Source organism: Gemmatimonadales bacterium (assembly GCA_035502185.1).
Lineage (GTDB): Bacteria > Gemmatimonadota > Gemmatimonadetes > Gemmatimonadales > JACORV01 > Fen-1245.
Window position 1 is genome coordinate 38,049 of record DATJUT010000104.1, and the last position, 12,279, is coordinate 50,327.

At 71.6% G+C, this 12,279-nt stretch carries 12 protein-coding genes; all 12 read left to right on the forward strand.

Annotated features, from left to right (window positions below; genetic code table 11):
• Positions 1–96 precede the first annotated feature (96 nt).
• The 12 genes from VMF70_14290 (at position 97) to asnA (ending at position 12,199) form a co-directional block, all read left to right on the forward strand.
• On the forward strand, positions 97–1,020 hold the full coding sequence (locus tag VMF70_14290) for a LysR family transcriptional regulator (protein ID HTT69189.1): 924 nt from the start codon (positions 97–99) through the stop codon (positions 1,018–1,020).
• Positions 1,017–1,187, forward strand: coding sequence for a hypothetical protein (locus VMF70_14295; protein ID HTT69190.1), 171 nt, complete (start codon positions 1,017–1,019; stop codon positions 1,185–1,187). Before VMF70_14290 ends, VMF70_14295 begins: the two co-directional genes overlap by 4 nt.
• Before the next feature lie 76 nt (positions 1,188–1,263).
• Entirely contained in the window at positions 1,264–2,244 is a 981-nt protein-coding gene (locus tag VMF70_14300; GenBank protein ID HTT69191.1) for a threonine/serine dehydratase, read from the forward strand.
• Positions 2,241–3,686, forward strand: coding sequence for a diguanylate cyclase (locus VMF70_14305; GenBank protein HTT69192.1), 1,446 nt, complete (start codon positions 2,241–2,243; stop codon positions 3,684–3,686). Before VMF70_14300 ends, VMF70_14305 begins: the two co-directional genes overlap by 4 nt.
• On the forward strand, positions 3,683–4,762 hold the full coding sequence (locus VMF70_14310; protein ID HTT69193.1) for a serine/threonine-protein kinase: 1,080 nt from the start codon (positions 3,683–3,685) through the stop codon (positions 4,760–4,762). Before VMF70_14305 ends, VMF70_14310 begins: the two co-directional genes overlap by 4 nt.
• Before the next feature lie 12 nt (positions 4,763–4,774).
• Positions 4,775–5,863 (forward strand): thiamine pyrophosphate-dependent enzyme, encoded by a 1,089-nt coding sequence (locus VMF70_14315; protein ID HTT69194.1) that lies wholly within the window; start codon positions 4,775–4,777, stop codon positions 5,861–5,863.
• Positions 5,853–6,980: a PQQ-dependent sugar dehydrogenase gene (locus tag VMF70_14320; protein HTT69195.1), complete on the forward strand. Its 1,128-nt coding sequence runs from the start codon at positions 5,853–5,855 to the stop codon at positions 6,978–6,980. The genes VMF70_14315 and VMF70_14320 overlap by 11 nt, the downstream gene beginning before the upstream one ends.
• Before the next feature lie 141 nt (positions 6,981–7,121).
• Positions 7,122–8,645 (forward strand): M1 family aminopeptidase, encoded by a 1,524-nt coding sequence (locus tag VMF70_14325; protein ID HTT69196.1) that lies wholly within the window; start codon positions 7,122–7,124, stop codon positions 8,643–8,645.
• Positions 8,642–9,790, forward strand: coding sequence for a saccharopine dehydrogenase C-terminal domain-containing protein (locus VMF70_14330; GenBank protein HTT69197.1), 1,149 nt, complete (start codon positions 8,642–8,644; stop codon positions 9,788–9,790). The genes VMF70_14325 and VMF70_14330 overlap by 4 nt, the downstream gene beginning before the upstream one ends.
• Complete coding sequence (locus VMF70_14335) at positions 9,790–10,485, forward strand: SRPBCC domain-containing protein (GenBank protein HTT69198.1); 696 nt, start codon at positions 9,790–9,792, stop codon at positions 10,483–10,485. Before VMF70_14330 ends, VMF70_14335 begins: the two co-directional genes overlap by 1 nt.
• Before the next feature lie 15 nt (positions 10,486–10,500).
• Positions 10,501–10,962, forward strand: coding sequence for a DinB family protein (locus VMF70_14340; GenBank protein HTT69199.1), 462 nt, complete (start codon positions 10,501–10,503; stop codon positions 10,960–10,962).
• A 109-nt stretch (positions 10,963–11,071) separates the two neighbouring features.
• Positions 11,072–12,199, forward strand: a complete 1,128-nt coding sequence (gene asnA / locus VMF70_14345; GenBank protein ID HTT69200.1) for an aspartate--ammonia ligase — start codon at positions 11,072–11,074, stop codon at positions 12,197–12,199.
• Positions 12,200–12,279: the final 80 nt, after the last annotated feature.

The following is a 12,279-nucleotide window of genomic DNA, read 5'->3' on the forward strand; positions in this document are numbered from 1 at the left end:
CCGCCTACGCGCGGAGCGGCACCGACTCCAGTCCGCGCGGAGTTGTCTTTTCATAAGTAATGTTGATGTCTATCGCACATAGCATAACTTGTGTGCATGCAAGGCGCGTCGGGTCTCTCCCTTCAGCGGTATCGGTTGCTCGTCGCGCTGGCGGACGAGGGAAGCGTCACGGCCGCGGCGCGGGCCGTCGGGATCAGCCAGCCCGCCTTCTCCCAGCATCTCCGGCTCATCGAGCAGCACTACGGCTTGCCTCTGCTGATGCGGGCGGGACGGCGGGTCGTGCTGACCCACGCGGCCCGGGAAGTCGTGGACTACGCGCGCCGCATCGTGCGGCTCGCCGAGGAATCCGAGCGCGCCGCGCGCGAGTTGGTCGAGCTGGAGGCCGGGCGGCTCGTCGTCGGCGCGACGGCCACGGTCGGGACGTACCTCGTCCCCGGGGCTCTGGCGGAGTTCCGGCGCCGGTTCCCCGGCATCGCCGTCCAGCTCCGGCTGGGGGCCGCCGCGGAGGTGGAGCGGTGGGTGTTGCGCGGGGACGTGGACTTGGGCGTCCTGGGGCAGGGCTCCGGGCCCGCCGAGGGGAGGCTGACACCGTTTCGGCGAGACGAGCTGGTGGCGGTGGCGGCGCCCGGACATCCGCTGGCGACGGTGGCGCGGCTGGGCGGCGCGGCGCTGGCGGCGCACGCGCTCATCGTGCGGGAACCGGCATCGGGGACGCGCCGGACGCTGGAGCGGGCCCTCGCCCAGGCCGGGCTGACGCTTCGGGTGCTGTTCGAGCTGCCGAGCACCGAAGCGATCCTCCGGTCGGTGGCGGCGGGCCTCGGGGCGTCGGTGGTGTCGGGGCTGGCCGTGGGGGAGCGGCCGCTGGGCCTCGGGCTGCGGGTGCGGCGGGTCGCCGGTCTGGACCTGTCGCGCTACTTTGCCGTGATGAAGGCCCCGGACGTGGCATACGGCCCCGCGGCGCGGGAGTTCATCGCCCTGCTGGAGCGCGGGGCGACGCCGCCGGCCGTGCCCGCGGCATGAACCGGCCGCTGGTGTTCGGAGGCGTGGTGGCGTACTCCCTGTTGGTCGCGGCCCTGCGCTACTTTCGGGTGATCGCCACGACGGGCACCATCGTGCTGTTCGCCGTCATGGTGGTGGATCTCGCGGCTACCCACTGGCTGTTGCGCCGTGCGGCGCGGAAGCGCTGAGAAGGCGGTGCGGACGGCCTTGCCGCTACCCCAACCGGGCCGTAGTTTGCGGCCCTCAATGGAGTCGTCGCCCCCCGTGACGGTCGCGTCGGCCCCCGAGCTCGTCAGTCTCGAAGCGATTCGCGAGGCCGCGCGGCACCTGCGTGGCGTCGCGGTGCACACGCCGCTGCTGCCGTCCGACGACCTGGCCGAGCGGCTCGGTGTGCCGGTGTTCGTGAAGCCGGAGAGTCTGCAGCGGGTCGGGGCCTTCAAGCTGCGGGGCGCGTTCACCCTGGTGCGGCAGCTGGCCGAGGGTGGCGCGCGCGGCGTGATCACGTATTCGTCGGGCAACCACGGCCAGGCGGTGGCGTGGGTGGCTCGGCGGTTCGGCCTTCGTGCGGTGATCGTGATGCCGGAGACGGTGGCCGCGCCGAAGCGTCGTGGCGTGGAGCGGCTCGGCGGCGAGGTGGTGCTGGCGGGTCGGACGTCGCAGGACCGTTACGCGCGCGCGCTCGCGATCGCCGAGCGCGAGGGGCTGGCGGTCGTGCCGCCGTTCGACCATCCGGCCATCATCGCGGGTCAGGGGACGGCAGGTCTCGAGCTGGTCGAGGACTGTCCGGACGTGCGCACGGTGGCGGTCCCGGTGGGCGGCGGTGGCCTCGCGGCCGGCGTCGCCACCGCCGTCCGGGCGCTCCGACCGGAGGCGGCGGTGGTGACGGTCGAGCCCGAGGGCGCGCCCACGTACGAGCGCGCGCGGGCGGCCGGGGAGCCGGTGACGCTCGAGCGCACGGGCAGCGTCGCGGACGGGCTGCTGCCGCTCCGGATCGGCTCGCTCACCTTCGCCCACCTGGCCAGGCACGCGGCCCGGGCGTGCCTGGTGTCGGACCAGCAGATCGTGGAGGCGGTGCGGTTCGCGCTGGACCGGCTCAAGCTGGTCGTGGAACCCTCCGGCGCCGCCACCCTGGCCTGGCTCCTCGGCCAGCCCGCGGGGTCGGTCGCGGGACCGGTGGTCGCGGTGCTGTCGGGCGGCAACATCGAGTGGGAGGGTCTTCAGACGCTGCTCGGGGCGAAGGCGTGACCGGACTCGGCCAGCTCGTCGGCGCGAAGGTGCTGGTGGCGGATGACGACGCCGCCCTGGTGGGGACCCTGACCTGGATTCTCAAGGAGCAGGGCTGCCACGTGGTCGCCGTGCCCGACGGGCAGAACCTCCTGGAGCAGCTGAGCCTGGAGCGCCCGGACCTGGTCCTGCTGGACATCATGATGCCGAAGGTGGACGGGCTGCAGCTGCTGGAGCGGATCCGCAGCGAGCCGCGGTGGCACGACCTCCCGGTGCTGATGATCTCCTCGATGGACGCCGAGGACGGGACGGCGAAGGCGCTGGGCCTGGGCGCGTCGGACTTCGTGGCCAAGCCGTTCCGGGTCAAGGAGCTCCTGGCGCGCGTGGAGGCGCAGCTCAAGCGCGGCCGCGAGCTGCGCTCGGCGCGGGAGGACGCGCGGGCGCGCGGCGCCATCGCGGACATCCTGCACGAGCTCACCGACACGCTGAAGCCCGACGAGATCTACCACATCCTGGCACGGCGGGTGGCGCGGGCGCTCAACATCTCCCGCTGCTCGCTGGTGCTGGCCAAGCCCGGGGACGTGTACGGCACGGTGGTCGCGGCCTACGAGAACCCGATGCTGCGCAACCTGCGCATCGAGCTGGCCCGCTACCCCGAGATGCTCAAGGCGCTGGAGAGCGACCAGCCCGTCATCGTGGGCGACGTCGGGAGCGATCCGCTGTTCGTCGAGGTGCGGGCGATGTGGGCCAAGAACGGCATTCCGGTGCCGACCCAGTCGGTGGTGGCCCTGCCGTTCCGGATGCGGGAGGAGCAGTGCGGCGTGCTCTACCTGCGCACGGTGCACGGCGAGGCGCCCCTGGAGCGCGATGACGCGCAGTTCGCGGACACCGTGATCAAGGCCGCGGTTGCGGCGATCGAGAAAGCGCACGACTTTGAGACCGTCGTCTCGGACAAGGAGCGGCTCGAGTGGCTGGCGGCCACCGACCCGCTGACCGGGTGCCTCAACCGCCGGGCGCTGCTGGAGGCGGTGGAGCGGGAGGTGGACCGGGCGCGGCGCTACAACCTGGTGCTGGCGCTGCTGATGGTGGATCTGGACCACTTTAAGCGGATCAACGACACGCTCGGCCACCTGGTCGGCGACACCGTGCTGCGCCAGCTGGGCGAACTGCTGCGGCGCGACGCGCGCTCGGTGGACGCGGTGGCCCGGTACGGCGGTGAGGAGTTCGTGATTCTGCTGCCCGAGACCGCGGCGCACGGCGCGATGATCTTCGCCGACCGGATGCGGCAGCGCATCGCCAACTTCACCTTCGGGGACCCGGCGCGGCCGGTGCGCATCACGGTCTCGGTCGGGGTCGCCTGTTTCCCGGATCCGGCGGTGGACAGCCCGGAGTCCTTCATCGCTCTGGCCGACGCGGCGCTGTACCGCGCCAAGGCGGACGGCCGCAACGTGGTGCGACAGTGAGCCAACGGCGTTGTCCCAAGTGCCACACCGTCTACGCGGGCGACGCGCGGTTCTGCCCGAAGGACGGCTCCCAGCTGGTGGACGTCGCGTCGGCCCCGGCCGTCGCCTCGACGGGATCCGCGGGATCGACCCAGATCCGCCAGGCGGTCAAGCCCAAGCCGACCGCCGCCGACCCGGCCAAGACGCTGCGCGACCAGGTCCTGGATCAGCGCTACCAGGTGGTCCGCAAGCTGGGCGAAGGCGGGATGTCCTTCGTGTACGAGGCGAAGGACATCTCCAGCGGCGAGTCGGTGGCGGTGAAGATCATGACGCCCAAGCTCGCCCAGGACCGGACCGCGGCGGAGCGCCTGCGGCGCGAGGCCGGTCTCGCGATGCGGCTCGACCATCCCAACATCTGCCGCATCATGCGGCTCGGGGAGACCGAGGACGGGCTGATCTACCTCGTCATGCCGCTCCTCAAGGGAGAGCTGCTGTCGGACAAGGAGGTCCGCGAGGGCCCCATCCCGCTCGAGATCGGCGTGCCGATCATGCGCCAGGTGTGCGACGCGCTGGACGTCGCCCACCAGCAGCAGATCATCCACCGGGACCTCAAGCCGGAGAACATCTTCATCTGCCCGGAGCCGAGCGGCGCCCTCAAGGCGGTCGTGACGGACTTCGGTCTCGCCAAGGAGCGGCGCGCCGAGCCGGGCATGGCCAAGCTGACGGCGACCGGCATCATCCTCGGCACGCCGGAATTCATGAGCCCCGAGCAGATCCGCGGCAAGCCGCTGGACGGCCGCTCCGACATCTACGCGCTCGGGCTGGTGGCCTACGAGATGTTCACCGGCAAGCTGCCCTTCGAGGGCAAAACGGCCCAGGACATGATGATCGCGCGGCTCCGCGGGCAGCCGCTGCCGCTCCGCAAGGCGCGCAGCGACCTCGAGTTCAGCGCGGCGTTCGAAAAGGCGCTGATGAAGGCGATCGAGGCCGATGCCGCGGCCCGCTACCAGACCGCCGGCGAGTTCGGCAAGGCGCTCGAGGAGGCGGCGGGCGAGAGCGGCGGCGGCATGATGGGGAAGCTGAAGAAGCTGTTCTAGCCGGCGCATCTCGTGAAGCGCTTCCCCGCCTTCGACCCGCCCGAGTACGTCGACTGGGCCGCCGATCCCGCACTCGTCGCCGCCTATGCCGAGACGCTCCGGCGGGACCCGGCGCGACGCGCCGTCGTGGACGCGCTGGACGAGGCCACCCTGCTCGAGCTGTACGCCGGCCTGGTGCGCACCCGCCTCCAGGACATCGCGCTCAAGCGCTGGGTCCGGACCGGCGTCATCTCCAAGGCGTGGCTGGGCACGGGCGAGGAGGCGATGACCGTCGGCCCGGTGCACGCGCTGGACCGCTCCCGTGACATCGTGGTGCCGATGATCCGCAACGCCGGCGCGTGCGCCGAAATGGGCATGCCGATCGCCGACGGCTTCCGCAGCTACCTCGGCACGGCCGACGCGCCCTCGGGCGGCCGCGACCTGCACGCGGGCTCGTTCGCGCACCGGGTGCTCCAGCCGATCTCCCACGTGGGCGACGTCGTGCCGGTGGTGACCGGCCTGGCGCTCGTGAGCCGGATCCGCGGCGAGAGCTTCCTCGCCCTGACCTGGATCGGCGACGGCTCGACCAAGACCGGGACCGCGCACGAGGGTCTCAACTTCGCCGCGGTCCAGAGGGTGCCGGCGATCTTCATCATCCACAACAACCAGGTCGCGCTGGGCACGCGACTCGGGCAGCACCACCTCCCCGAGGATTTCGCCGAGCTGCCGGACGCCTACGGGATGGCCGGCGGGGTGTTCGACGGCAACAACGTGCTCGACGCCTACGCTGCGACCCGGCTGGCGGCGGAGCGGTGCCGCGCCGGCGGCGGCCCCGTGATGCTGGTAGGCAACACGTTCCGGATGGGCGGCCACGCCACCCACGACGAGCGGGAGGCCCGCGCGCTGTTCCCGGCGGACGTGTTCGCCGAGTGGGGACGGAAGGACCCGATCGGTCTGTTCGAGGAACACCTGAAGGGCCTCGGTGTCGCAGCCTCGATGCTCGCCGATGCGGAGGCGCGGGTCGAGGCCGAGGTGGCGCAAGCGGAGCAGGAGGCTCTGCGCAGCCGCGACGACCGGGTGCCGGCGCCGGCCACGGCGGTGGAGGGAGTGTATGCGAACTAGCGTCGTCGCGCTGGTGGGAGCGTCGTTGTTCGTGGCCGGCACGCCCGCGGCCTGCCTCTCCCAGGAGCCGGCGGGCGAGCTAGCGGCGGTCGTCGTCGCGGGCCACCCGCTGCAGGTGGCGCGGGGCTTCGCCGTGGACGTGTATGCCGAGCGGTTGGGTGGCGCGCGGTTCATGGCTCTGGGCCCGGACGGCGTGCCGTACCTGTCGCTGACACGCGAAGGGAAGGTGGTGAAGCTGCCGGACGCGAACGGGGACGGCCGTGCCGATACCGTGATCACCGTCGCGCAGGGGCTGGACGCTCCGCACGGGCTGGCGTTCCGCGGCGACACGCTGTACGTGGCCGAGACCAACCGGGTGGTCCGCTTTGCGCCCGGGTCTCCGGCGGCGCAGGTGGTGGTGCCGGATCTCCCCCACGGGTCCGGGCACTTCACGCGCACCATCGTGTTCGGCCCGTCCGACGGCAAGCTGTACATTTCCGTCGGCTCCTCGTGCAACATCTGCGACGAACGGGATCCGCGGCGCGCCGCGGTGCTGCGGTACAACGCCGACGGGAGCGGCGCCGACATCTTCGCCCGCGGCCTGCGCAACTCGGTCGGTCTCGCCTTCGATCCCGCGACCGGCGAGCTGTGGGGCACCAACAACGACCGCGACCTGCTGGGCGACGACCTGCCGCCGGACCGGATCAACGTCCTGCAGCAGGGCGGCGACTACGGCTGGCCGCGGTGCTACCTGCCCGGCCACCCGAACCCCGAGTACCCGAACGCGGACTGCGACCATCTCGCGGCGCCCGGGATCACCTTCCAGGCCCACTCGGCGCCGCTGGGCATCGCCTTCTCGACGGGATCGCAGTTTCCGCCCGAGTACCGGGGCGGCGCCTTCGTGGCGTTTCACGGGTCGTGGAACCGCTCCGTGCCGACGGGCTACAAGGTGGTGTACGTGCGGCAGCACGACGGCCGTCCGGTGGCCGTCACGGACTTCATCACCGGTTTCCTGCCGGGAGGCGCCGACAGCGAGTGGGCGCGGCCGGTGGGCTTCCTGGTTCTCAGGGACGGGAGCCTGCTGGTGAGCGACGACTACGGCGGCCGCGTTTTCCGCGTGCACTATGTCGGGCGCTAGGGCGCGACGCTGAGCCGGTTCCTGCCCACCGGCGCGCTGGCGGCCGCGCTCGCCGTCGCCGGCGGTGCGCCGGCGACGGAGGCGGGAGCACAGGAAGCCGCGCCGCGGCCGGCCATCCACGTAGACGCCTACCGGTTCCGGATCGCGCTGCCGGCCGCCGGCGATACGATCCGCGCCCAGGCCACGATCGTGTTCCGGCGCACCGGAGCGGCGTCGGACACACTGGCGCTCGACCTGGTCGGACTCGTCGTGGACTCGGTGGGTGCCACCCCGGTCGCCGGGCCGCAGGGCTCCGCCCGCATCCCCTTCGCCTACGACGGCTCGTCGCTGCGCATCCCGCTGCCGCCGGGGCCGGCCGGCCAGCCCGAGAGCGTCGCCGTGTTCTACCGGGGCGCTCCGCGGGACGGCCTCTATCTCCGGCCGGACGGCCGCGGCCGGGAGGCCGTCTTCGCCGACGACTGGCCGGAGCGCGCCCGCTACTGGCTTCCGACCGTGGACGACCCGGCCGACAAGGCCGCGGTTTCGTGGCAGGTGGACGTGCCCGCCGGGTGGCGGGCCGTGGCGAACGGGCGCGCCGTGCGCAGCGACCGGCTGCCCGACGGCCGAACGCGATGGGAGTACGAGGAGCGTCATCCGATCCCCACCTACACGATGGTGCTCGGGGCCGCGCCCCTGACGGTCAGCCGCCACCGGCCCGTGATCGACGGGGGCGACACGATCCCGATGGAGGTCTGGGCGGAGCCCGAGGACTCGGCCTTCGCCGACTCGGTGCCGTTCCGCCGCGCCACCGAGATCGTGGAGACGATGCAGCGCCTGGTCGGCCCGTTCCCGTACGAGAAGCTGGCGCACGTCGAGTCCTCCACCCGCTACGGCGGGATGGAGAACTCCACCGCCATCTTCTACGCGGAGCGGCCGTACGGATCGCGCCGCATGGGCGAGGGCGTGGTACGGCACGAGACCGCGCACCAGTGGTTCGGCGACGCGGTGACGGAGCGCGACTTCCACGAGCTGTGGCTGTCGGAGGGGTTCGCGAACTACTTCGCCCTGGTGGTCGGCGCCGCGCTGGACGGCGATTCGGTCCTGGCCCGCGGCATGGCCGGCCTGGCGCGCGGCTATCTGGCGTCCGGCGTGGTGGATCGCCCCGTCATCGACACCGCGGTCACCGACCTCGTGCAGCTGCTCGACGCGAACAGCTACAACAAGGGCGCCTGGGTGCTGCACATGCTGCGCGGCACCATCGGCGACAGCGCGTTCTGGCGCGGAATCCGAGGCTACTACCGCACCTGGCGCGACTCGTCGGTCACCAGCGCGGATCTCCAGCGCGCGATGGAGGCCGCCGCCGGCCGGGAGCTGGGCTGGTTCTTCCGCCAGTGGCTGCGGCAGCCGGGTTACCCGCGGCTGGACGTGGCGTGGCGCTGGGACGCGGCTGGACGGCGGGTGGTCGTGGACCTCGACCAGGTCCAGCCTGCGGCGTGGGGATCGTTCAGGCTGCCGTCCGTGGCACTGGAGTTGCGCGACGGAGCGCGGGTCGTGGCGCGCCGCACGGTGGCGGTGTCGGGGTGGCGCCAGACCGTGACCGTCGCGCTCCCCGCTCCTCCTACCGCCGTGGCGGTGGACCCCGACGGCCAATGGCTCCTCGTTGCCGCGGTCCGGAGAGGGTCGTGAAGTTCCTCGTGATCGGCGCGGGAAAGCAGGGTTCCGCCTGCGCCTTCGACCTGCTGCAGCAGCCGGCGACCAGGCACGTCGTGCTGGCCGACCGCGCGCTCGACCGCGTGCCGGCCTTCTTGGATCCGTGGAAGGGCGGCGCGCTCGAGCTGGAGCACCTCGACCTCAGGGACGAGAGGGCGGTGGCGACGGCCGTGGGCCGCGCCGACTGCGTGCTCTCGGCGGCCCCGTACTACTTCAACCACGACCTCGCCCGCCTGGCCGTGAAGGCCGGCGTGTCCTTTGCCGATCTCGGCGGCAATACCGAGATCGTATTCAAGCAGAAGGGTCTCCACGCCGAGGCCGCCGGGCGCGGCGTCTCCGTGGTGCCCGACTGCGGCCTCGCGCCCGGGATGGTCAACATCCTCGCGGCCGAGGGGATCCACCGGCTGGACGAGACGGAGAGCGTCAAGATCTTCGTCGGGGGGCTGCCCCAGAAGCCGGAGCCGCCGCTCAACTACATGGTGGTGTACTCGCTGGAGGGCGCGTTCGACTACTACACGTCGCCCAGCTGGGTCCTGCGGGGCGGCCAGCGCGTCCAGGTGGAGCCGCTGTCGGAGATCGAGCACGTCGTCTTCCCCGACCCGATCGGCAAGCTGGAGGCGTTCCACACCGGCGGCGGCATCTCGACGCTGCCCTTCAGCTGGGAGGGCAGGATCCGCACGATGGAGTACAAGACCCTCCGCTACCCGGGCCACGTCGCGATCATGAAGCCGATCCGCGAGCTGGGGCTCCTGGGGACCGAGCCGGTGGAGGTGAACGGTGTGCAGGTCCGGCCCCGGGACGCGTTCATCGCCATCGTCTCGCCGACGCTGACCAAGCCGCAGGGCCGGGACCTGGTCGCTCTCGTGGTGGATGTGCGTGGGACGAAGGCCGGCAAGCCGGCTGCGACCCGCTGGCAGCTGGTGGACCGCTACGACGACCGGAGCCACGTGACCGCGATGATGCGCACGACCGGATACTCCCTCGCGATCACCGGCCTGCTGCAGCTCGACGGCCGCATCTCGGCCAAGGGCGTGCATACGCCCGACGAATGCGTGCCGGCGGGGCCCTACCTCGAGGAGCTGGCGAAGCGCGGGATCGTGGTGGAGGAGACGCGGCAGTAGTGGAGGCGATCCACATCCAGTCCTTCATCACCGCGCCGGCCGGCGAGGTCTGGCGTGCGTTGGTCGGCCGGACCGACGTCGTGCTCGATGCCCTGCCCGTCGCCGGGTGGCCGGACGGGCGCGAGGAGCAGAGCCCATCCCGCCTGAGGGCGCCCTGGCCGCCCGTGGGCGGGTGCGGGCCGACCGCCGTCGAGGTCACGCTGGCGCCCGTGCCGGGGGGCACGCGGGTGGACCTGCGTCACGAGGGCTGGGAACCGGGCCCCGCCGCACAGGACGCGGTCGCCGGGCACTTCGCCGGGTGGCTGCAGGCGCTGGCGGCGCTGGGGCTGCTGGTGGAGGACGGCAAGGACCCGCGCGCATCGTCGCCGGCGCTCGCGGCCCGAGAGCGGTATTTCGCGTCGGCCGAGCTTCCGTCCGGCGCGGACTCCGTCTTCCGCGCGCTCACCGACGCCGGCGTGCTCCGCCGCTGGAGCGGGGGAGCGTTCGACGGCACGGAGCTGGTGGACGCCGCCGAGAACCGCTACGGCCGCTGGAAGGTCTCGACGCCAAGCGCCGCGACCGGGGAGCTGGTGATCATCCTGCGTCCCACCCCGAGGGGAACCCACTGCGCCGTGGCGGAGTACGGGGTGGTTGGCCGCACGGCGTCGGCGCGCTGGCCCCGGATGCTGGAGCACCTGGCGCAGTTCCTCCGCTAGCACGGATTCGTCACCATGCCAGACCTGAAGCGACTGTTCCACTACGACCAGTGGGCGAACCGCGAAGCGCTCGGCTCGGTTCGCGCCATCCCTTCCCCGCCCGCCCGCAGCCTCAAGCTGATCGGCCACATCGTGGGCGCCGAAGCCCTCTGGCACGCGCGGCTGACGGGTGCGCAGGCGCCCCTTCCGGTGTGGCCGGACCTCGCGCCGGGCCAGGTCGAGACCTGGCTGGGCGACCTCGACCGCCAGTGGCGGAAGTACCTCGAGCAGGTGGTGCCCGAGCGGCTGGGCGAGCGCGTGGCGTACACCAACTCGCGAGGGGAAGCCTTCACGAGCACGGTGGACGACGTGCTGACGCACGTCGTCGTCCACTCGGCGTACCACCGCGGGCAGATCGCGGCGGACGTGCGGGCGGCCGGCCACCAGCCGGCCTACACGGACTTCATTCACGCGGCGCGCACCGGTCGGATTTCCTAGGCCGCGCCTCGCGAAGGCGGCGAGGAACGGAGCTTGCGGAGCTATCCCGCCGTTGCAGCGCGCCAGTCGAACGAACGCCGAGTGGCACCGACGAAAGGGGAGTAGACCGATGGCAGATAAGAAGGCCGATCTCGCAGGCCCCGGCATCAGCACGTACGAAGAGGTCGCGAAGATCCTCCCGAAGGATTACCGGTCGCTGCTCGATCCGAAGGAGACGCAGGTCGCGATCACGGCGGCGAAGCGGTACATCGAGGACGGGTTGTGCCGGGAGCTGAGCCTGATCCGCGTCGAGGTCCCGCTGATCGTGAGCCGCGAGAGCGGCGTCAACGACTACCTCGACCGCGACGGGTCGCGCACGCCGATCGAGTTTCCCTGCGGCCTGGGCCTGGAGCAGCGGATCAACGCGCAGGTCGTGCAGGCGGCGACGAAGTGGAAGCGGATGGCCCTCAAGCAGTTCGGGATGAAGGCGGGAGAGGGCCTCGTGACCGACATGCGCGCGGTGCGCAAGGACTACTTCCTGGACCACGACCACTCGTCCTACGTGGACCAGTGGGACTGGGAGAAGACCATCACCGCCGCCGACCGGAACCTGGCCTTCCTCAAGGACACGGTGCGGCGGATCTGGAAGGTGATCACGGGCGCCGAGAAGCACGTGCTGGACCTGTTCCCGAAGCTGAAGGACCCGCGCTATCCGCCGCTGCCGCAGGAGCTGAAGTTCCTGCACGCCGAAGAGATCCTGGACATGTACCCGGACCTGCCGCGCAAGCAGCGCGAAACGCAGATCCTCCAGAAGTACCCGGCGGTCTTCATCGTCGGCATCGGCTGGGTGCTCAAGGACGGCTACCCGCACGAGATGCGGGCGGCGGACTACGACGATTGGGTGACGCCGACCACGTCGGACGGCGGCAAGCCGATGCACGGCCTGAACGGGGACATCCTGGTGTGGAACCCGGTCACCAAGCGGCGGCACGAGCTGAGCTCGATGGGCATCCGGGTCACCAAGGAGACGCTGAAGCAGCAGCTCGAGATCAGCGGGCAGCTGGATTTCCTGAAGCTGCCCTACCATCAGGCCATCATGAAGGACGAGATCCCGCTCAGCGTGGGTGGCGGCATCGGCCAGTCGCGCACGGTGATGTATCTGCTCCGGAAGGCGCACCTCGGCGAGGTGAGCGTGACGGTGTGGCCGGAGGCGCTGAACAGGATCTGCGAGGAGAGGAATATCCGGGTGCTGAGGTGAGCGGTGAGAGGTAAGGGGTGAGAAGTTGAAGTGAGAAGTGAGAGGCAAAGGCGTGAGAGGTGAGCAGCTGCCGCTCACCT

What these genes read in the sequence shown, in the direction of transcription:
- VMF70_14290 (HTT69189.1), top strand. Translation starts at nt 97, where the DNA reads ATGCAAGGCGCGTCGGGTCTCTCCCTTCAGCGGTATCGGTTGCTCGTC.
- VMF70_14295 (HTT69190.1), top strand. Translation starts at nt 1,017, where the DNA reads ATGAACCGGCCGCTGGTGTTCGGAGGCGTGGTGGCGTACTCCCTGTTG.
- VMF70_14340 (HTT69199.1), top strand. Translation starts at nt 10,501, where the DNA reads ATGCCAGACCTGAAGCGACTGTTCCACTACGACCAGTGGGCGAACCGC.
- VMF70_14320 (HTT69195.1), top strand. Translation starts at nt 5,853, where the DNA reads ATGCGAACTAGCGTCGTCGCGCTGGTGGGAGCGTCGTTGTTCGTGGCC.
- asnA (HTT69200.1), top strand. Translation starts at nt 11,072, where the DNA reads ATGGCAGATAAGAAGGCCGATCTCGCAGGCCCCGGCATCAGCACGTAC.